Source organism: Streptomyces sp. NPDC087844, assembly GCF_044742785.1.
Lineage (GTDB): Bacteria > Actinomycetota > Actinomycetes > Streptomycetales > Streptomycetaceae > Streptomyces.
Map to the genome: position 1 here is coordinate 17966 of NZ_JBIUVD010000022.1, position 20300 is coordinate 38265.

The 20300-nt window shown below is 69.8% G+C and carries 18 protein-coding genes and 1 pseudogene; 9 read left to right on the forward strand and 10 right to left on the reverse strand.

The window, feature by feature from the left end:
• Positions 1-36: 36 nt before the first annotated feature.
• Positions 37-1806 carry an aspartate--tRNA ligase gene (gene aspS, locus ACIOKD_RS32830; RefSeq protein ID WP_402091290.1) on the forward strand — a complete coding sequence of 590 codons (1770 nt, stop codon included), beginning with the start codon at positions 37-39 and terminating at the stop codon, positions 1804-1806.
• A gap of 68 nt (positions 1807-1874) precedes the next feature.
• On the opposite strand, the gene ACIOKD_RS32835 is transcribed toward aspS, so the two are convergent.
• On the reverse strand, positions 1875-2207 hold the full coding sequence (locus ACIOKD_RS32835) for a hypothetical protein (protein WP_402091292.1): 333 nt from the start codon (positions 2205-2207) through the stop codon (positions 1875-1877).
• 226 nt (positions 2208-2433) lie between these two features.
• On the opposite strand from ACIOKD_RS32835, the gene ACIOKD_RS32840 reads away from it, so the two are divergent.
• Entirely contained in the window at positions 2434-3444 is a 1011-nt protein-coding gene (locus tag ACIOKD_RS32840) for an intradiol ring-cleavage dioxygenase (protein WP_402091295.1), read from the forward strand.
• A 234-nt stretch (positions 3445-3678) separates the two neighbouring features.
• Positions 3679-4101 (forward strand): hypothetical protein, encoded by a 423-nt coding sequence (locus tag ACIOKD_RS32845; RefSeq protein WP_402091297.1) that lies wholly within the window; start codon positions 3679-3681, stop codon positions 4099-4101.
• Between the two features lie 7 nt (positions 4102-4108).
• Here ACIOKD_RS32845 and ACIOKD_RS32850 read toward each other — a convergent pair whose 3' ends face one another.
• Entirely contained in the window at positions 4109-4585 is a 477-nt protein-coding gene (locus ACIOKD_RS32850) for a hypothetical protein (protein ID WP_402091299.1), read from the reverse strand.
• Between the two features lie 139 nt (positions 4586-4724).
• Between ACIOKD_RS32850 and ACIOKD_RS32855 the strand changes: the two genes are divergently transcribed.
• Positions 4725-5648 carry a DUF3152 domain-containing protein gene (locus ACIOKD_RS32855; RefSeq protein WP_402091565.1) on the forward strand — a complete coding sequence of 308 codons (924 nt, stop codon included), beginning with the start codon at positions 4725-4727 and terminating at the stop codon, positions 5646-5648.
• A gap of 40 nt (positions 5649-5688) precedes the next feature.
• Here ACIOKD_RS32855 and ACIOKD_RS32860 read toward each other — a convergent pair whose 3' ends face one another.
• Positions 5689-6270, reverse strand: a complete 582-nt coding sequence (locus ACIOKD_RS32860; RefSeq protein WP_402091301.1) for a hypothetical protein — start codon at positions 6268-6270, stop codon at positions 5689-5691.
• A 66-nt stretch (positions 6271-6336) separates the two neighbouring features.
• A complete protein-coding gene (locus ACIOKD_RS32865) occupies positions 6337-6546 on the reverse strand; it encodes a DUF397 domain-containing protein (RefSeq protein ID WP_402091304.1) in 210 nt (69 codons plus the stop codon).
• A 95-nt stretch (positions 6547-6641) separates the two neighbouring features.
• Here ACIOKD_RS32865 and ACIOKD_RS32870 point away from each other — a divergent pair.
• Positions 6642-6845, forward strand: a pseudogene (locus tag ACIOKD_RS32870) (hypothetical protein); the annotation flags it as partial.
• 100 nt (positions 6846-6945) lie between these two features.
• On the opposite strand, the gene metG reads toward ACIOKD_RS32870, so the two are convergent.
• Positions 6946-8670, reverse strand: coding sequence for a methionine--tRNA ligase (metG, locus tag ACIOKD_RS32875; RefSeq protein WP_402091306.1), 1725 nt, complete (start codon positions 8668-8670; stop codon positions 6946-6948).
• Between the two features lie 163 nt (positions 8671-8833).
• Positions 8834-10561 carry a VWA domain-containing protein gene (locus ACIOKD_RS32880; protein ID WP_402091309.1) on the reverse strand — a complete coding sequence of 576 codons (1728 nt, stop codon included), beginning with the start codon at positions 10559-10561 and terminating at the stop codon, positions 8834-8836.
• A gap of 237 nt (positions 10562-10798) precedes the next feature.
• On the opposite strand from ACIOKD_RS32880, the gene ACIOKD_RS32885 reads away from it, so the two are divergent.
• Positions 10799-12895 carry a PhoX family protein gene (locus ACIOKD_RS32885; RefSeq protein WP_402091566.1) on the forward strand — a complete coding sequence of 699 codons (2097 nt, stop codon included), beginning with the start codon at positions 10799-10801 and terminating at the stop codon, positions 12893-12895.
• Positions 12896-12988: 93 nt separating this feature from the next.
• Here ACIOKD_RS32885 and ACIOKD_RS32890 read toward each other — a convergent pair whose 3' ends face one another.
• Entirely contained in the window at positions 12989-13888 is a 900-nt protein-coding gene (locus ACIOKD_RS32890; RefSeq protein WP_402091312.1) for a hypothetical protein, read from the reverse strand.
• 192 nt (positions 13889-14080) lie between these two features.
• Here ACIOKD_RS32890 and ACIOKD_RS32895 point away from each other — a divergent pair, with 192 nt between their 5' ends.
• Together ACIOKD_RS32895 and ACIOKD_RS32900 are read left to right on the forward strand one after the other, a co-directional pair.
• Positions 14081-15415: a hypothetical protein gene (locus ACIOKD_RS32895; RefSeq protein ID WP_402091314.1), complete on the forward strand. Its 1335-nt coding sequence runs from the start codon at positions 14081-14083 to the stop codon at positions 15413-15415.
• Positions 15412-15963: a GNAT family N-acetyltransferase gene (locus ACIOKD_RS32900; RefSeq protein WP_402091316.1), complete on the forward strand. Its 552-nt coding sequence runs from the start codon at positions 15412-15414 to the stop codon at positions 15961-15963. Before ACIOKD_RS32895 ends, ACIOKD_RS32900 begins: the two co-directional genes overlap by 4 nt.
• A gap of 196 nt (positions 15964-16159) precedes the next feature.
• On the opposite strand, the gene ACIOKD_RS32905 is transcribed toward ACIOKD_RS32900, so the two are convergent.
• On the reverse strand, positions 16160-17083 hold the full coding sequence (locus ACIOKD_RS32905; RefSeq protein WP_402091318.1) for a LysR substrate-binding domain-containing protein: 924 nt from the start codon (positions 17081-17083) through the stop codon (positions 16160-16162).
• A gap of 186 nt (positions 17084-17269) precedes the next feature.
• On the opposite strand from ACIOKD_RS32905, the gene snpA reads away from it, so the two are divergent.
• Complete coding sequence (gene snpA / locus ACIOKD_RS32910) at positions 17270-17947, forward strand: snapalysin (RefSeq protein ID WP_402091320.1); 678 nt, start codon at positions 17270-17272, stop codon at positions 17945-17947.
• Between the two features lie 167 nt (positions 17948-18114).
• Here snpA and ACIOKD_RS32915 read toward each other — a convergent pair whose 3' ends face one another.
• Positions 18115-19194 (reverse strand): endonuclease/exonuclease/phosphatase family protein, encoded by a 1080-nt coding sequence (locus ACIOKD_RS32915; protein ID WP_402091568.1) that lies wholly within the window; start codon positions 19192-19194, stop codon positions 18115-18117.
• Positions 19195-19434: 240 nt separating this feature from the next.
• Entirely contained in the window at positions 19435-20211 is a 777-nt protein-coding gene (locus tag ACIOKD_RS32920) for an alpha/beta fold hydrolase (RefSeq protein WP_402091322.1), read from the reverse strand.
• Positions 20212-20300: the final 89 nt, after the last annotated feature.

A 20300-nucleotide genomic window follows, 5' to 3' on the forward strand; every position in this document is an offset into this window, starting at 1 on the left:
AACATGTCCCCGACCGCTAAGACTGGATGAACGACGATGCATCGGTACAGGTCCCACACCTGCGGCGAGCTCCGCGCCTCTGACGTCGGCAGCGACGTCCGGCTGAGCGGCTGGCTGCACAATCGGCGAGACCTGGGTGGCATCCTCTTCATCGATCTGCGGGACCACTACGGCATCACGCAGCTCGTCGCCCGCCCCGGCACCCCCGCGTACGAGGCCCTCGACAAGGTCTCCAAGGAGTCCACCGTCCGGGTCGACGGCAAGGTCGTCTCCCGCGGCGCGGAGAACGTGAACGCGGAGCTGCCGACCGGTGAGATCGAGGTCGAGGTGAGCGAGGTCGAGCTGCTCGGCGCCGCCGCCCCGCTGCCCTTCACGATCAACACCGAGGACGGGGTGAACGAGGAGCGGCGCCTGGAGTACCGCTTCCTCGACCTGCGCCGTGAGCGCATGCACCGCAACATCCTGCTGCGCACGTCGGTCATCTCCGCCATCCGGCACAAGATGACCACGCTGGGCTTCAACGAGATGGCGACCCCGATCCTCAGCGCCACCTCCCCCGAGGGCGCGCGCGACTTCGTAGTCCCCTCCCGCCTCAACCCGGGCCGCTTCTACGCCCTGCCGCAGGCCCCGCAGCAGTTCAAGCAGCTGCTGATGATCTCGGGCTTCGACCGGTACTTCCAGATCGCGCCCTGCTTCCGTGACGAGGACGCGCGCGCCGACCGCTCGCCGGGCGAGTTCTACCAGCTCGACGTGGAGATGTCCTTCGTCGAGCAGGAGGACGTCTTCCAGCCGATCGAGAAGCTCATGACCGAGCTGTTCGAGGAGTTCGGCAACGGCCGGAACGTCACCTCCCCCTTCCCGCGGATCCCGTTCCGCGAGTCGATGCTGAAGTACGGCTCCGACAAGCCGGACCTGCGGGCCCAGCTGGAGCTCGTCGACATCACCGACATCTTCGAGGGCTCCGAGTTCAAGGCCTTCGCGGGCAAGCACGTACGGGCCCTGCCGGTGCCTGACGTGGCCGCGCAGTCCCGCAAGTTCTTCGACCAGCTCGGTGACTACGCGGTCTCGCAGGGCGCGAAGGGCCTCGCCTGGGTGCGGGTGGCCGAGGACGGCTCGCTGACGGGCCCGATCGCCAAGTTCCTGACCGAGGAGAACGTCGCCGAGCTGACGAAGCGCCTGTCGCTCGCGGCCGGCCACGCGGTGTTCTTCGGCGCGGGCGAGTTCGACGAGGTCTCCAAGATCATGGGCGCGGTACGCGTCGAGACCGCCAAGCGCGCCGGGCACTTCGAAGAGGGCGTCTTCCGCTTCTGCTGGATCGTCGACTTCCCGATGTACGAGAAGGACGAGGAGAGCGGGAAGATCGACTTCTCGCACAACCCGTTCTCGATGCCGCAGGGCGGTCTGGAGGCCCTGGAGACCCAGGACCCGCTGGACATCCTGGGCTGGCAGTACGACATCGTCTGCAACGGTGTCGAGCTGTCCTCCGGCGCCATCCGGAACCACGAGCCGGAGATCATGCTCAAGGCCTTCGAGATCGCGGGCTACGACCGGGACACCGTCGAGGAGCAGTTCGCGGGCATGCTGCGCGCGTTCCGCTTCGGCGCCCCTCCGCACGGCGGTATCGCCCCCGGCGTCGACCGCATCGTCATGCTCCTCGCCGACGAGCCGAACATCCGGGAGACCATCGCGTTCCCGCTGAACGGCAACGCGCAGGACCTGATGATGGGCGCGCCGACCGAGCTGGACGAGACGCGGCTGCGTGAGCTGCATCTCTCGGTGCGCAAGCCGGTGAACCCGGCGAAGTAGGGCCGTGCAGCGACTGTGGGGCGGTGTCACCTTCAACTTCAACGAAGGTGACACCGCCCCACAGCTGTTCACCGGCCGGGCCCGGCCGGCTCGTCCCCGTCCGGCTCGTCCCCGTCCGGGAAGGGCTCGTAGTCCGGGAGCGGCGGGAGCCGCAGGTCGACCACGCCCGGACCCTCGTCGTGGCTCCGGGCGTAGCGGTGCATGCGCACCTCCAGGTTCATACGGCGGGACGCCTTGCTGAGGCGGCGCTTCTCGCGACGTCCGGCCTCGTCGTCATCCAGCTCGTGGTACCGGCGACGGGTCTCCCAGAAGGCACGCTCCCGGGCGGCTGCCGCCTCTCCGGGCGAGCTCACGTGGGGGTCGCCCGGGCTTTCGTCGAGTTCGTCCGACTCGTCTGCCATGAGGCACACAGTGGCATGGATCGGCGATGACGACGCGTGAACCCGCGACTGCCTTGACGACGAACAGATGGCCGTCGTTCCGTCGTGCCAGGTCTCGGCAACGTTGATCACGGGCGGCAGAAGCCGGCTGCCCGGCCGATCAATTCGCGCCACGTTTCGCACGCGAACGGTAATCCACAGTCCGCGCCCACGCTATTGACAGCCTTCTTACCTAGCTTCCTCGCTCATGACGGAGAACATGACAGAAGGTCAGCCGGCCCAAGGGCCGAAACACAAGCGGAGCGTGACGCGCCGCAAGGTCGTCGTGGCAGGTGGCGCGGCGGTCGCCGCGGTGGGTGTGGGCGGCACGATCGCTGCGACCGCGAACGCCGGCCAGACGGCCGCGAGCGCGAAGGGCGCGTCGGCGAGCGCCACCTCGACCGCCGCGGAGGGCTGCTACAAGCTCACCTCGGAGACCACCGAGGGGCCGTACTACATCGATGCCGACAAGCTCCGGCAGGACATCACCGAGGACAGAGAGGGCATTCCGATGACTCTCCGTCTCAAGGTGATCGACAACGAGACCTGCAAGCCCATCAAGAACGCCGCGGTCGACATCTGGCACTGTGACGCGCTGGGTCTCTACTCCGGTTACGAGGATCTCTCCGGCGGTGGCGGCGGTGGCGGCACGCCTCCCAGCGGAACGCCCACCGACGTGCCCTCCGGCACCCCGACCGGTGCCCCGACCGGTGCCCCGCCCGGCGGTGGCGGTGGCGGCCACCAGGAGCCCACCGACGACAAGCGCTACCTGCGCGGCACGTGGAAGACGGACAAGCAGGGCTTCGTCACCTTCAAGACGGTCTTCCCCGGCTGGTACCAGGGCCGTTGCGTCCACATCCACACCAAGGTGCATGTCGGCGGCACCTGGACGGACGCCGGTTACGAGGGCGGCAACACCTGCCACACCGGCCAGTTCTTCTTCGACGAGGAGTCGGTGCTCGCCTCGGCGGAGGTCGAGCCGTACTCCACGTCGACGACCGAGCGCACGACGCTGACCGAGGACACGATCTACGACCAGTCCGGTACGGCCGGCGGTCTCCTCAAGCTCAAGTACAAGAAGAACGCCATCGCGAAGGGGGTTCTCGGCTCGATCACCATGGGAGTCGACCCGGACACGACGCACGAGGGCACGGACGACGCGGTGCAGCCGGGCGCGTCGGCTTCGGTTTCGGTTTCGGCTTCGGCTTCGGCGAGTTGAGCGGGTGACCGCCGGCTGAGTCGGCGGCACTGGAACGCGCACGGCGAATGGGCCCGGGACGAGGGACGTCCCGGGCCCATTGGGGTGATCAGGTGACCCACAGGGTGTTCGTCAGGTGCGCACAGCAGCGGGGCGTCTGATGGCGGGTGCGAGGTGAGAACACCCCGCGGGACGCCGACGGCGCCGACGGCGCAGGCGGCGCAGGCGGCGCCGGTCGAGATCACCGGAGGAAACATGGGATTCGCCGTGCTGCTCGCACTGTTGCTGATCGCCGGAGCGGTGGTCGCGAGGCGCCGCTGGGGCCGGACGCGCGGACTGTCCGACCGGTCCGACTGGTCCGGCCGGTCCGACGCGTCCGACCTGTCCGACCTGGACGCGGAGGCCGACGCCAACCGCTGGGTGGTGCGGCTCGGTGGCAGCCTGTCCGCTCTCGACGTACGGGCCCGGGCGGGAGCCGACGTGATCGCGGCGCAGGCCCTCACGGCCGCCGCCGAACGCCTGCGCACCGCGCGGGCCGAACTGGCCACCGCCCGCACGGCGGCCGAGTACGCCCTGGTGACACGGACGGCCGTCGAGGGCCTCGGCCATGTCCGAACGGCCCGCGCGTCTCTCGGCCTCGACCAGGCTGACGCGAACGGGCTCACGCGGGTCGCTTGAGGCACCCTCAGGTGTCGTACGTGCCGTCCCAGGGTGGGCCGAAGCCGAGGCGGTCCGGGTACAGCTCGGCCCAGGGTTCGCCCTCGTCCTCACCGGTCAGCAGGCCGAACAGCACGCCGTCGCGGGTGAGCCGGAAGGGCTGGACCGCGATGTCCGTGTAACGGCGCCGCGGGAGGCTCCGAAGGAGTTTCGCGAGATGGGCCTGTGCCTGGGCGAGGACCGAGTCGGGCCCCTGCTGGTTGCGCTGCTGCTCGGCCCAGCTACCGGCGCACCAGATCTCCGAGTCACGGTAGCGACCCTCTGTATCGAAGGTGTGAAGCACCGTGAAGAGTCGTTTGTGCTCTTCCCAGCCGTCGTCGGGGCGGTAATCCTCGGGGAAGGCGTAGGTGACCGACCCCAGGAATTGCCCCTCCGCGTAGTGACCGATGGCATCGGTGCGGTGGCGCGGCTCGTACGCGATCGGGATGACCTGGGGGACTGCCATGACGAAACCATACGGATGAATCGTGCACATGCCAGGAGCGGGGTCCCGTAACGGGGCGGGCGCAACCGGGCGTTACGGCTTCGTTATCAGCTGAGCCAGAACCCAACACCGTGCGTATTCCCTCTTGATGCTCATGACCATGATCAACCGCCGTGCGACCAAGCCGTCCCCGACCGCGAGATCCCGCCGCCGTCGCAGAGGCTCCGCGGGCGGGGGCGGGGGCGGCGGAAGGGGGAAAGGGCCCCTGTTGTGGGGCTTGGCGGCGCTGGCGGTGTTATCGACGGCGGCTCTGGCGGTGAACGGAACGACGCCGGCGGCTTCCAGCTCGGACAGCTCCGACAGCTCCGACGACTCCGACACCTCCGCCGACGAACCGGAGGCGGCGGTCGACGAGTCGAGCCAGCCCTCGCCCGAGAGCAAGCCCAGTGCGAGCCCGGGAAACAAGGAATCACCGGACTCGGCCCCCTCGTCCTCCCCGTCGTCCTCCCCCTCCATCCCCTCGTCGGGACCCGGGACGTTCACCACGGCCGGTGGCGGGAGCGGAACCGTGGGAAAGGGCGCCCGCACCCTGCGCTACAAGGTCGTGGTCGAGAACGGTCTCGCGCAGTCGGCGGCGGACGTGGCCGGCCAGGTGGAGGAGGTGCTGGCGGACCGACGAGGCTGGACGGCCGACGGCAGGTCAGGCTTCAAGCGGGTCTCGACAGGTTCGGCCGACTTCGTCGTACGGCTCGCGACACCGGGAACGGTGGACGAGATCTGCGGCCGCTACGGCCTGAACACGCGTGGCGAGGTCAACTGCAGCGTGGGCAAGGACGTGGTGGTCAACCTCAAACGCTGGCTGCTGGCGACCCCGGTCTACGCCGACGACGTGGACGCGTACCGCGCGCTCATCATCAACCACGAGGTGGGCCACTTCCTCGGCCACGGCCACGTGACGTGCCCCGGAGCGGGCAAACCGGCCCCGGCGATGATGCAACAGATCAAGGGGATGCGGGGGTGCACCCCGAACGTCTGGCCGTACGACACGAAGGGGCGGCTGGTTACGGGGCCGAGGGTGCCGTGACCGAGAACTTCGGGGTGACCTGACCCCCACCAGCACGTGGCTAGTCGTCGGTGAAGATCGCGTCGGCGGAGGGGGCCGCGATGGCCCGTCGGTGCCAGTGGCGCAGGATCTCGGGGTCGTCGCAGCTGGTGATGCGTTCCCGGACGGCTTCAGGGACGTCGATACCGCGCGCCTCGAAGACATCCAGGATGGCCTCGGCCCGGCCCTCCGCCCGGGCCTGCGCCCGGCCCTCCTCGCGGGCCTCTTCGAAGATGAATGACTTGTAGAAAGAAAGGTCCACGGCCACGAGTGTCCTCCAAAATGCTGCGGCGGGTAGCTTGCCCAGGCCGCGTGAGATGAATTCGATGACTGGGTTCTTGACCGCGTCCGGTTCGTCCCGCAGCACGGTCGTCACTGCTTTGAGTATCGTCCCGATCTCAGGGCCCTTGCCGTGCGTGATCGCGGACAGTGTCGCGAGCGCGAGATCCTTGCGTACCTCCGCCGGGCTGGTGATCAGCGGCATGTTGTGCGGCCCCGCGACCAGCGGGCGCAGGGTGAGCAACGGCCACTGCGGCGGCCCGAACTGGACAGGCTGTTCCGCCCACTTGGCCGTCGCGTGGTCCTGGCAGACGACCAGCAGCATCGGCTGCAGCCGGTACTTCGCGAGCAGGTCAGCAACGCGTCGTACAACAAGCCCAGTTGGGCTGATTCACTCGCAGGGGTGAACGCCGCCGAGTTTGCCGGAGCGTATGCCGTGGAGGAGGTGGGCGAGGGGGGTGGGGGTGGTGACGAGGTGCGTGGAGGGGGCGTCGCTCTCGCGGAGGTGAACGGTGTGGGCCTCGGTGGCGACTTCGACGCAGTTGTTGCCGTCGGCGCCTCCGGAGAAGGACGACTTCTGCCAGTTGTCGGGTGTGGTCACGGGTTGCCTCACAGCTCCTTGGACAGCTTGTGGATGAAGTCACGCGACGGCTCGGGTTCGAGTGACACAGCCTCAACTTTGTCTGCGAACTCTGCGGACAGACCGAGAAGATCCAGGTCCACCAGATCCGCAAGCTCGCAGACCTCGACCGGCTCGGGCAGGAACAACCCAACTGGGCGGCTCTCATGGCCAGGAAACGACGCAAGACACTCGTGGTCTGCTCAACCTGCCACGACGGCATCCACGTTGGACGCGCAACCGCAGCTCACGGCAGTCACTGGAGAGCCCGTTGCGATTAACGTCGCACGACGGGTTCGGGAGGAGGCCGCTGGGAAAAGGGGCAGCTCTGCTGCCACCTCGCCCGGCGGCCCACCTCACCCTCGGCGCCGCGTGACGCAGTTACTCCGGTGCCCCGCCGAACCGCTCCTTGTACGTTTCCAGGTCCTCGTCCGTGATCTTGGCGAAGAGGACCGGGGGGACCGTGAAGGGGGTGCCCGCGGGGAGGGAGTTTAGGGACTTGGCCTCCTCCTGGGTCACCCACGTCGCCGTGTCGTTCGGGAGGGTGAAGGCCGCTCGCATGGCCGCCGACGACGACGGGATGAAGGGCTCCGAGACCACCGCGTACAGGTGGATCAGGTTCATCGCCGTGCGCAGCGTGAGCGCCGCGCCCTCCGGGTTCGTCTTGATCTCCAGCCAGGGGGCTTTCTCCTCCAGGTAGGAGTTGCCCGCCGACCACAGGGCGCGCAGGGCAGCCGCCGCCTTGCGGAACTGGAGCGCCTCCATCTGGGACTCGTAGTCGGCGAGGAGTGCCGCGATCTCCTCGCCGAGCTTCGCCTCCGGGGCGCCCGCGTCCGCGCCCGCGGGTACGTCGTCGCCGAAGCGCTTGCGTGAGAAGGACAGGACGCGGTTGACGAAGTTGCCGAGGGTGTCGGCCAGGTCCTTGTTCACCGTCGCCGTGAAGTGCTCCCACGTGAACGACGAGTCGTCCGACTCCGGGGCGTTGGCGATCAGGAAGTAGCGCCAGTAGTCCGCCGGCAGGATCGCCAGGGCCTGGTCGGTGAAGACGCCGCGCTTCTGCGACGTGGAGAACTTACCGCCGTAGTACGTCAGCCAGTTGAAGGCCTTGAGCTGGTCGACCTTCTTCCACGGCTCCCGTACGCCCATCTCCGTCGCGGGGAACATCACGCTGTGGAAGGGGACGTTGTCCTTCGCCATGAACTCCGTGTACCGCACGTCGGAGGCGCCCGCCGGCTCGTACCACCACGACTTCCAGTCCCGGTTCTCCTCCGGAGCGGCGTCCGCCCACTCCTTCGTCGACCCGATGTACTCGATCGGCGCGTCGAACCAGACGTAGAAGACCTTGCCGTCGGCGGCCAGCGTCGGCCACGTGTCGGCCGGGACCGGTACGCCCCAGTCCAGGTCACGGGTGATCGCGCGGTCGTGCAGGCCCTCGGTCAGCCACTTGCGGGCGATGGAGGACGCGAGCTGCGGCCACTCGTCCGCGACCTCGTCGATCCACGCCTCCACCTCGCCCTGCAGCTTCGACTGGAGGAGGAAGAGGTGCGTCGTCTCGCGCACTTCGAGTTCCGTCGAACCCGAGATCGCCGAGCGCGGGTCGATCAGGTCGGTCGGGTCCAGGACGCGCGTGCAGTTCTCGCACTGGTCGCCGCGCGCCTTGTCGTAACCGCAGTGCGGGCATGTGCCCTCGACGTAACGGTCCGGCAGGAAGCGGCCGTCGGCCGGCGAGTACACCTGCCGGATCGCGCGCTCCTCGATGAAGCCGTTCTCGTTCAGCCTGCGGGCGAAGTGCTGCGTCAGCTCCGCGTTCTGCGGGGAGGAGCTGCGGCCGAAGTGGTCGAAGGCGAGGGCGAAGCCGTCGTAGATCGCCTTCTGCGCGTCGTGCGCTCCGGCGCAGAATTCGGCGACCGGCAGGCCCTGCTCCTTCGCCGCCAGTTCGGCCGGGGTGCCGTGCTCGTCCGTCGCGCAGATGTAGAGGACATCGTGGCCGCGCTGGCGGAGGTACCTGGCGTAGACGTCCGCCGGGAGCATGGACCCCACCATGTTGCCCAGGTGCTTGATCCCGTTGATGTACGGAAGGGCGCTGGTGATGAGGTGTCGAGCCATTGCGGGCTGCTCCCGAGTCGCTGCGTGGGGTGACGTCCGGTCGAGTGTTGCTTCGACTTTCGGCCGTCTTACGAACCTTGAAATCGTAGCCGACATGGGTGGGCCGCCCGCTCCTCGTTTTATGGGACGAGAAGGGGCGGCCGGAGTGGGGTCCCGCGAGGGGTCACGGGCGCCAGTTCGCCAGTACGCCCTCGTAGATCTCCGCGTCCGTGAGCTCGCGGGGCGTCGGGCCCGCGTGGAAGAAGGCGGTGTTGTCCGACTTCAGCTTGCGGAGGTAGTCGAAGGCCTTGTTCTCCTGCTCGCCGAACGCGACGAAGGAGAAGAAGAGGCCGGGGTGGCTCTTCGCCGCCGCCGTCAGGGCCTGGGTGGCCGGGGTCTTGGCGTCCGGGGCGCCGTCCGTCTGGAAGACGACCAGGCCGGGCTGCGCGGGAGTGCCCGACTTCTCGTGCAGGGCGATCACTTCCTCCACGGCCGCGTGATAGCTCGTACGGCCCATGCGGCCGAGGCCGGCGTGGAGTTCGTCGATCTTGTTGTCGTGCTCGGCGAGGGTGAGTTCGCCGGTGCCGTCCAGCTCGGTGGAGAAGAAGACGACCTGGACGTTCGCCTCCGGCGTGAGGTGGGCCGCGAGGGCGAGGGTCTGCTCGCCGAGGGCCTGTGCGGAGCCGTCCTTGTAGTACGGGCGCATCGAGGCGGAGCGGTCGAGGATCAGGTAGACCTTGGCGCGGGCGTCGGTGAGGCCCTGGTTCGCCAGGGCGGTGGCGGCGGCCTTGTAGGCGCTGAGGAGGGCGGGGGCCTGGGACGCGACGACATCTTCGGGCTTGCTCTCGCCTTCGGCCCCGGCCGCGGCTTCGGGTGCTGCCTCGGCCCTGGCTTCGGGTGTCGACGGCTTCTCGGCCTCTGCCACGAGGGGCTCGGGCTTGGACTCCGACTCCGACTGGGGTTCGGGCTTGGACTCCGAGTCGGGTTCCGGCTCCGGGGTCACCTCGGCGACGGCCGCCTCGATCTCGGCCTCCGCCTCGGCGGCCTCCGCGGCGGCGACGGCCTCGGTCTCGGGCTCGACCACCGGCTCGGTGTCCGGCTCCGGCTCCGGGACGAGCTGGATGACCAGCTCGGGTTCGACCTCGGCCGCGGCAAGCACGGGCTCGGGTGCCGACTCGGGTGTCGGCTGGGGTGCCGGTTCGGCCGTGGTGACGGGCTCGGCCTCCGTCTTCGCGGGCTCGGGCGCCACCACCGGCTCGGCCGCCGGAGCGACCTCGGTGACCTCGGTGACCTCGGCGGCGACGGGCTCGGGCGTCGGCTCCGGCGTCGGCTCCGGTGCCCTCTCGACGACGGGCTCCGGCTCTGCTTCCGCCTTCGCGGGCTCGGCCGCCACGACGGGCTCCGGCTCAGCCGCGGCCTCAGCCTTCGCTTCCGGCTCAGCCTTCGTTTCGGGCGCGGCCTCCGCGACAGCCTTCGCTTCAGCCTGAGCCGCAGGCGCTGGCGCCTGCTTCGGGACCGACACGTTGTCGAACGCCGCCGAGACCAGGTCGTCCACCGTGGACGCCTTGGATCCGGTCTCGCGCTCGGTCTCGCGATCGGTCTTGGTCTTGGTCTCGGTCTTGGTTTCGGTCTCGCGCTCGTTCGTCGTCCGGTCCGTCGTCCGGTCCGTCGTCCGGTCCGTCGTACGCCCGGCGACGGTCACGGCCACGGCCTCGGGCTCGCGCTCCGTGGCCGGTGCGGGGACAGAGACCTCAGGCTCGGCTGCCGCAGGCGTGGGCTCGGGAGCCGTCTCCTGCCGGGCCGCCGGCACGGTCGGCTCGGCGGCGGCAGTTGCGGAAGGGACCGCGGCAGCGGCAGCGTCCCCCTTGCGTGACTTTCCGAACGCATTCCGCAGGCGGGTGAGAATGCCCATGTGCGCAACCCTTCGCATGAGTTGGTTCCGTCAATCCCTGGCCAGGACGGACACGTAAGGTTAGCCGCCAGGACCGAAGATCTTTATCGCGCCCAAACATGGACCCGGTTCCCGCACGCCTGTCGGGGGCAAAGCCCTATTGGCTGGGCCCAGTTCACTCTCCGTTCACCTTCCGTCCGCGCTCTCGCACGCGCGTGCCCCTAGCGTCACGGCAGACACAGACATAGGGGAGTGAACGTGCGCAACCTGCTGCCGCTGATCGGCTCGACCGGCTCACACCCGGGCGGCCGTTCCGAGATGACCTGTCGGTACCGCTGTGGTGACGCCTGCTTCCACCCGGCGCCCAACACCAGCGCCAACGAATACGTCGGCGACGTCATCGCCGGAGCGCTCAGCCGTCGTTCCATGATGCGCGCCGCCGCCGCGGTGACCGTGACCACGGCGGCGGCCGGGAGCGCGGTCCTCGGCGCCGGAGCGGCCCCCGCCGCCGCCCAGTCCGCCGCGGCTGCCACCGCCTCGAAGGGTTCGCACGGCTCGCAGGGCTCGAAGGGCAAGGCCGCCCGCGGCCTGCGCTTCACCCCCGTCGCGCCGAACACCACCGACGCCGTCACCGTTCCCGAGGGCTACGGCCAGAACGTGGTCATCCGCTGGGGCGAGCCCATCCTGCGCGGCGCCCCGGCCTTCGACCCGGACAAGCAGACCGCCAAGGCGCAGGCGGGCCAGTTCGGATACAACTGCGACTTCCTCGCCCTGCTCCCGCTGCCGGGCGAGCGCGGCCGTCAGCTGCTCGTGGCGAACCACGAGTACACGGACGAGATCCTGATGTTCAAGGGCTACGACCCCGCGAACCCGACCCGCGAGCAGGCCGAGATCGCCTGGGCCGCGCACGGTCTGGGCGTCGTCGTGGTCGAGGAGGAGCGCGGGACCGGCAGGCTCACCGCCGTGCCCCGCCACCACCTCAACCGGCGTGTCACCGCGACCACCGAGTTCAAGGTGACGGGCCCGGCCGCGGGCTCGGCCCTCCTGAAGACCTCCGCCGACCCGACCGGCAAGAAGGTCCTCGGCACGCTCAACAACTGCGCCGGCGGCGAGACCCCCTGGGGCACGACGCTGCACGGCGAGGAGAACTTCAACCAGTACTTCGCAGGCGCGAGCCGCACGACGGACGCCCGCTACGGCATCGGCACCGGCGCCACCGAGCGCAAGTGGGAGCGTTTCGACAAGCGCTTCGACGTCGCCCAGGAGCCGAACGAGGTGCACCGCTTCGGCTACATCGTCGAGCTGGACCCGTACGACCCGGCCTCGACGCCCCGCAAGCGGACCGCGCTCGGGCGGTTCAAGCACGAGGGCGCGACGATCCGTCTCACGGACGACGGCCGCCCGGTCGCCTACACCGGTGACGACGAGCGCTTCGACTACATGTACAAGTTCGTCGGCAGCAAGCGGATGCGCCACGGCAACAGCCGCGCCGCCCGCGAGCACAACCTGACCCTGCTCGACGAGGGCACGCTGTACGTCGCCAAGCTCACCGGTGACTCCCCGGCGATCGAGATCGACGGCACCGGCAAGCTCCCGTCGGACGGCGAGTTCGACGGCAGCGGTACGTGGATCCCGCTGGCCACCGCCACCGCCAAGGGCGCCGTCTCGCACGTCGAGGGCATGACCGCCGAGGAGGTGTACGTCTTCACGCGCCTCGCCGGCGACAAGGTGGGCGCCACGAAGATGGACCGCCCGGAGGACATCCAGCCCTCCCCGCACACCGGCAAGGTGTACGTCGCCCTGACGAACAACACCAACCGCGGTGTCGGCTCCAACGCCAAGGTGGACGAGGCCAACCCGCGCAACGCCAACAAGCACGGGCACGTCCTGGAGCTGACCGAGCGCCGTAACCGCGCCGACGCCACCAGCTTCGCCTGGTCGCTGTTCCTGGTCGCGGGCGACCCGAAGGACCCGGCGACGTACTTCGCGGGCTACCCGAAGGACAAGGTCAGCCAGATCTCCTGCCCGGACAACGTGGCCTTCGACCCGCACGGCAATCTGTGGATCTCCACCGACGGCGCCCAGCTCGGCTCCCACGACGGCCTGTTCGGCGTGGCGACGAAGGGCGACCGGCGCGGGGAGCTGAAGCAGTTCCTGACCGTGCCGAAGGGCGCCGAGACCTGCGGTCCGCTCGTCCAGGACCGACGGGTCCTGGTGGCGGTCCAGCACCCGGGTGAGATCACCGGCGCGACCGTCGAGAACCCGGCGAGCGTCTGGCCTGACGGCCCCGGCAAGATGGTCCGCCCGGCGGTTGTGGCCGTCTGGCGCAAGGACGGCGAGGACATCGGCGTGTGACGCGCACCTGAACGCAGCACCTGAACGGAGCGCATGTATGACCGGGGCGCCACCTGGCAACAGGGGGCGCCCCCAACCAAACGCCGTGATGTCTCAATCCCCAGGGCAGGCCATGGCGGTCCGCACGGCGGGTCGGGCCTCCTTGAGCCGGTCCAGCCGTTCGTACAGTGCGCGCAGCATGCGGGCCTTGTTCCGTACCCCGTGCAGATTCCGGGAGCGCTGGGAGAGGCGGCCGTCGGCCTCGGCCAGCACGATCTCGGCGAACAGGCGTCGGCCGTCGTCGTCGGGCAGCCTGCCCGCGTGTTCACGCACCGCGGCGGCGACCGCACAGGCGGCTCCGGAGAGCAGGAGCCCGACCTGTTCGTAGTCGTCGGGCCGCAGAGCCGCCGGTTCGGACCACGAGAGCACTGCCCGGACCACGAGCTCGTGCGTCGCGCGATCAGGCGGCAGTTCCGCGCCGGGCCGGCCCTCGGGGCCGTACAGCACGGTGTGGCCGTTCCTGGCATGGGCGTCTTCACCGACGCAGGGGGAGATGAGCGCCCGCAGGTGGTCGGCGAACCGGGCCGCGATCAGCACCGGCGGTGTGCCGCGGGGCGGGTGGCTGACCCAGTCGGCCGCGATCGAGCCGTCCCGCGGCGTACTCGGGACGAGCAGTTGGTGCGTGCTGGACAACACCCGTACGCCGAGGATGTTCGCGAAAGTGCCCGCGGAGTCGGTCGGCACCGCGACGTAGAGCCGGTCGCGCAGGTGGTCGGCGAGGACCTGGTGGCCACACCGGGTGCCCGCGCGCATGGCGGTGAGCGCGTCCAGTCCCGCCGCCATCGGCTGGACGGCCACCGTGTCCCAGTCCCGGCCGCACGGTGTCCAACTGGTGCGGTTCCGGCTCCCCCGCCACAGCCTGCGCTTGGCGTCGGTGACCGTGGCCAGCTCGTGCCAGGTCGGATCGGCGGGTTGTTCGGCCCGGGCCGTTCCCACGGCGGAAGCATTCGCCATCGCGTTCTCCCTGATCAGTCGTCGCGTCACAGTCCACGAAAACAGCACCGCCTCCCGGGGTGCGACGTCGGACCGATGAAAGAGCGATGCAAATCGATCCCGCCGGAGTGAATGAAGCCCGGCATGGAGGTGGGGAAACCAGGCGGACGGTACGGTCTCTGCAACCCTTCGACGCGAGGACCCGGAGCCGGTATGGCCGAGTACCAAAAGCCCGTCCCCAACACTCAGCTGCGTGCTGTGCGCGATCTCGAATTCCAGATGAGCCGCAGTGAGTTCGCGAAGAAGATCAACGAGATCGGCAGGGCGATGGGCGAGAACGTCGCCTGCGGGCCGCGTCTGGTGGCGGACTGGGAGGACGGGACGGTCTTCTGTCCCCGGGCCGTCTACCAGCGCATCCTGACCATGATGACGGGCGGTCGGACCATGGCCGCGCTCGGCTTCCGGCCGCCGGCCACGGCAACAGTCACGGCAACGGCCGCTCGATCCGATGCCGGACCGTACGGACCACAGGAGGATGCAGTGAACCGACGAGACTTCCTGCTCGACGGTGCGGGCGCGATCCTGAATTTTCATCTCCCGCTCGGTGACGGTCAGGCGCCGGGCAAGATCGGTGCGAGAGAGGTACGCGCCGTCAGATCGGCTGTGAGCACCCTGTTCGCGCATGACCACGACCACGGCTCCGCGCCGCTGCGCCAGGCCGCGTCCCAGGCGTTGCAGACCGCCTATCAATGGCTCCAGACGGGTACGTACACCAGCGGCACCGAATCGAAGCTCCGCTCGGCCACCGGCGCCCTGGCGATCGCTGCCGGATGGCTCTCCTTCGACTCCGGCCGCACGAGCGACGCCCATTCGCTGTACGGCGAGGCCTTCGCCGCCGCCCGGATCGCCGACGACCCCGAGCTGGAGGCACAGGCCTTCGGTTGCCTGTCCTTACTGGCGAAGGCATCGGGACGCCCCCGTGAGGCGATCTACGCCGCGCAGGGCGCACAGACCGTGGCCCGTGATCTCGGTTCTCCCAGAATGCTCTCGCTGTTCCACATGCGCGAGGCCGGCGGCTGGGCGCTGCTGGGTGACGCGAGTGCCACCGACAACTCGATCGTTCGTGCCCACGCCCTTTACGCCAAGGGTCCCACCGACGTCGATCCACCCTGGCTCGACTTCTACGCACCGGGTGAACTCGCGGGTCTGGAAGGCCTCTCCCGCGCTGATCTCGGTCAGCACGCGCGAGCCGCCTCCAGCGTCGAACAGGCCGTCCTCCTGCACGGCAACGCCTTCGCCAGGAACAGATCCCTGTACACCGCCGACGTGGCCATCCAACTGGCGTTGAAGGACCGTCCCGAACCGGAGGCGGCCACCGAAGCCGCGAGGCGGGTTCTCACGTTCCTTCCCCAGGTGCGCTCCGGCCGGCTGCTGCAGGCCCTGCACAACATCGCCAGCGCCCTTCAGCGGCACGGCCGCGTCCCCGTGGTCGCCGACTGGATCGACGAATACCGCACCATCACCGCAATCGGAGGAGGACGGGCGTGACCGGCACAGACATCGTGATCCGCACCCACTGCCCCGGCCAGGTCCCGGCGATGCTCGACACCCTGGCCGACATCTGGTCCGACGCCCACCCCGAACTCGTCAACACCCCGAAGGCGTTCGCCGACGGCCTCTCCGCCTCCGCGCTGCGCCGTCAGATCACCCATCACCTCCGCCACGAAGGCTTCATCCTGGCCGCGGCCTACGCGAGCGGCTTCATGGTCGGCTTCGGCTACGCCTTCCCGTGCACGCCCGAGTACTGGTACGGAGAACTCCTCCCCGAGATCCCCGAACCCGTCCGGGCCGGCCGCCTCATGGGCCTGTGCGAGCTTGCCGTCACCCCCGCCCACCAGTCCCGCGGCATCGCCTCCCGCCTCCACGCGGAACTCCTCAAAGCCGTCACGCCCGACTACGCCTCGCTGTTGGTGAGCCCGGACAACACCGTCGGCCGGACCGTGTACGAACGCCTCGGCTACACATACGCGGGCCCGTACCGGAACGAGCCCGGCGGCCCGGTCTACGACCTGCTCCTCCTTCGGGTCGATACCTAGGACCGGGCAGGTCCCGGGGGACTGCGATCGGGGCGCTCCCGCGGCTCGCATCCCCGGACCGGCGGTCCGCCGGACGGTCGTCCCGGTCCGGCGGTCCGGGGATGTGCCGGTCCGGCGGTACGGGGGATGGTTTCGCGCGTTTCGACAAGGCGCCCGGTGATCGTCCGGGACCTGTTCGCGTCGTCGGCCGCGGCTGTCACACACTCACCCGATCCAGCCACTCGCGGTACCCCGGGGCCTCCCGGGCGATCTCCGCGTACGCCTCCCACAGTTCCGGGAACACAAGGTCCAGTTCCCCCTCCGTACGCGCCGCGAGCATCAGCCGGACCCCCAGGGGATCCCCCTGGATCCGCCGCACCGCCATCTCCGGCCGCGGCTGGCACGTCGGCTGGCACACCGTGACGACCTCGCCGGTCGCGACCAGCGAGGCGGCCGTGTGGTAGTCCCCGTGCAGCACCCGCGGCCGCAGCCCCGCCGCCCGCAGCATGCGGTGCACGGCGTCCCACTCGCCGTCCACCGTCGGATCGATCATCCACCGGTCACCGGCCAGGTCCGTGAGCCGGACCTCCGTGCGCGCGGCAGCCGGATGGTCGGCCGGCAGCGAGACGAACTGCGGTTCGCGGTCGACCAGGACGCGCAGCGCCAGCCCGTCCGGGACGCGCAGCGGGCTGCCCTCCACCTCGTGCACGAAGGCCACGTCGAGCCGGCCGGCGGCGAGCATGCGCAGCAGGGCGTTCGGGGAGACGTCCATCTGCAGGACCGGTTCGCGCTGTCGTGCGCGCAGCCGGCGCAGCCAGCCCGCGAGGGCGCGGCTGGCGGTGGAGCCGATACGGAGCTGGGGCCCGTCGGCGTCCGTCGCGGCGGCCCGTGCCTCCGCGACCAGCGACCGCATTTCGGCCACCAGCGGGCGGGCGCGGCCCAGGACGACCAGGCCGAGCGTGGTCGGCCGGCAGCCGGTGCGTTCGCGGAGGAAGAGGGGGCCGCCGAGCTCCTGCTCGATGCGTTTGAGCTGGGTGCTCAACGAGGGCTGGGCCACGCCGAGCTGACGGGCGGCCCGGTGCAGGCTGCCGGTGTCGGCTATGGCGCACAGTGCGCGGAGGTGCCTGACCTCTAGGTCCATGCCGCCGGAGCCTAAAGCGGAAGTACAGCTTTCACCAGACGCACAAACCCCACTCAAATCAAGTGAGTCGGGCGATCAAATTCGTACGGATAGCTGTGTCCTATCGCCTGTTGGCATCATCACAGCCGCCTCACAGACGCCGACACTCCTCGGTGACGACTTCACCCCCCACGCAAGGAGTCATCGATGCGACTGTCCACACCCATGCTCTCGGCCGCGCTCGGCCTCGGTCTCACCGCGGCCGCGCTCGGTACCGTCCCGGCCTCGGCGGCCCAGGCACCGGAGCCGGCGTCCACCGGTTCCGTCGCCTCCGTGACGGGCGCGGGCTACAACGGTTCCGGCGAAGAGGCGAAGGCCAACGAGGCCTTCTTCGAGGCCGTGCTGAAGTCCGTGGCCGAGAAGCGCGCCGCGAACCCGACGTCCGCCGCCGCCGTCACCGTGGTCTACAACGCCTCGGCGGCGCCGTCCTTCGCCACCCAGATAGCCCGCAGCACGTCGATCTGGAACAGCTCCGTCTCGAACGTCAAGCTGCAGGCCGGCACCAGCGGTGCGAGTTTCACGTACCGCGAGGGGAACGACTCGCGCGGTTCGTACGCGTCCACGGACGGGCACGGCAGAGGCTACATATTCCTCGACTACAGGCAGAACCAGCAGTACGACTCCACGCGCGTCACCGCCCACGAGACCGGGCACGTGCTCGGACTCCCCGACCACTACTCCGGGCCGTGCAGCGAGCTGATGTCGGGCGGCGGGCCGGGCACGTCCTGCACGAACGCGAACCCCAACAGCGCGGAGCGCTCCCGCGTGAACCAGCTGTGGGCCAACGGGCTCGCCAAGGCCCTGGCGAAGGTCAACCAGGACTAGCCCTGCAGGTCTCAGCCGTCGTCGGGGCGGTGCGGAGTCGGCGCCGCATCGCCCCGACGCCGGGACCGACAGGTCCCCCTCGGACGCACCACCCACCCCCCACGGACGTGGGCCGCCCCTCCTGCACAGAGGGCGGCCCACGTCGTGTTCTCCGGGTACGGATTCCGCTACGTGCTCTTGCGGAGGGTCAGGTCCACGACCAGTGCCCGGTGGTCGGTGTTCGCCAGGTCCAGGAAGCGGGTCCTGGTCGCCGTGAAGCCCCGGGACACCAGGACGTGGTCGATCTGGGCACCGAAGGCCGGGGCCGTCAGTGCGGGCCAGCTCGGGGTACGGGTGTCGCCGGTGAGGCGGGCGCCGTCCATGAAGCCGGTGTCCAGGATGCGGCGGAAGGCCGCGTGGTCCTGGGTGGCGTTGAAGTCGCCCGCGACGACCGTGGGCCGGTCGATGTTCGCGGCGGCGTAGTCGCGCAGGGCGGCCAGCTCCTCGCGCCAGGTGCCCAGATGGGACGGCAGCGGCGGCATGGGGTGGGCCAGCTGGAGGCGGATCTCCTGGCCGTCCACGTCGGCGGTGGCGCCGGGCATGCCCATGGTGGCGGGGATGCCCTTCGCGGGCGTGAGGGGGTGGCGGCTCAGGATGACGGAACCGTCGGACCCCTCGGACGTGGTGCTCTCGACGGTCTGCCGGTAGAGGTAGACGCTTCCCTTGTCCTTGTCCTTGTTGCCCTTCCCCGTGGCCTTGGCGTCCTCGGCGTCCTTGCCGAAGGCCTGGTCCAGCTTCTTCTCGCAGGTGTCCTCGCACTCCTGGACGAAGACCAGGTCCGGGCGCTGTTTCGCTACCGCTTCGATCAGGCCGTCCGTGGCCTGGCCGAACTCGACGTTCGCGGTGAGCACGCGGATCTCGGCGACCGGTACGCCGCCGGGTTCCATCGTCTTTCCGTACGGCTCGATGTACCAGGCGATCACGGCGAGGGCGGCCACACCCCACACGAGGCCGATGCGCCAGCGGGACAGCGCGGCGAAGAGGAGGGCGATGCCGGTGGGGGCGAGGAGCCAGGGGAGGAAGGCGAGCAGTTGGGGGATGGGGGTGACGGCGTCGGTGTCGGCTGTGCGGCAGCCCAGGACGACGCTCACGGTGAGGAGGAGGAAGCCGGCGAACCAGGCGCCTGCCGTTGTGCTGCCGCGCCGGGACGCCGGGGCGTCGTCGTTCCCGGTCCACGTGCTCGTCTCGGCTGTCGTCGTACTGCGCAAGGCCACGTCTTCCACTTCTTCCGCCCCACCCACCCCGGTCCATCTGCATGGATCCTCTCTCAAAGACGGGGGGAGTGCGTGCGGGGTTGCGTGGTGGGGGGCGTCCGCGGGTCGAGTGGGGGCGGATCGCGCCGTTCCCCGCGCCCCTTGGAGGACGGGGCTGCGCCCCAGCCCCGCCCTTAGGGGCGCGGGGAACGGCGCGGCCGACCCCCACCGGGCCGCAGGCGGCGAACGAGCCCGTCAGACCCGGTTCAGCAGGCCGGTCAGGGCCTCGTTGAAGTGTGTTGGTTGTTCCAGGTTCGGCAGGTGGGAAGCGGAACCTACGACACACAGCGTCGAGTCCGGCAGAGCCGCGTGCATCGCCCGCGCGTCCGACACCGGCGTGAACTCGTCGTCCTCCCCCACCACCACCAGCGCGGGAACGCCGACCCGAGTCAGCAGCTCCCGGTAATCCAGTCGCTCCGCCCGCCCCCGCAGGGCCGCCGCGGCCCCCTCCGCCGACGTACCGGTCATCATGCGGTGGACGTGCGCCGCCACCTCCGGGCGGGCGTACGGCGCGACCATCTTGTACAGGACCTCCTCGGCGTACCCGCCCATCCCCTCGCGCAGCAGCCGGTCGGCCGTCGCACCCCGGGACTGCCTTCCCTGCGGGGTCTCCGCCGCCGGGAACGTGTCCGCCAGGAGCAGGCCCCGGATCCTCTCGGGGAACAGCCGGTAGCACTCCATGGCGATCTGGCCGCCCATCGACAGCCCCCCGAGGACGAATTCGGGCACCCGGAGGTCGTCGAGGAGGGCCGCCACGTCCTGGGCGAAGACGGAGAGCGGGGTGGTCCCGGGGACGACCGGGGACGCGCCGTAGCCCCGCAGGTCCGGCACGATCACCCGGCGGTGCGGGGCGAAGGCCGCCACCTGGGGAGCCCACATCGTGCGGTCGAAGGGGTGGCCGTGGATCAGGACAAGAGGCAGCACCGAGGCGGCATGCGGGCCTTTGTCCTCGTATGCGAGGAAGGGAGCCATGACCGGACCCTAGATCCCCGCAACTCCTCGGTGCAATAAGGTGCAATAAGATCTTTGCTCTCGGTGCAATCCGAATCCGAATCCGAGAA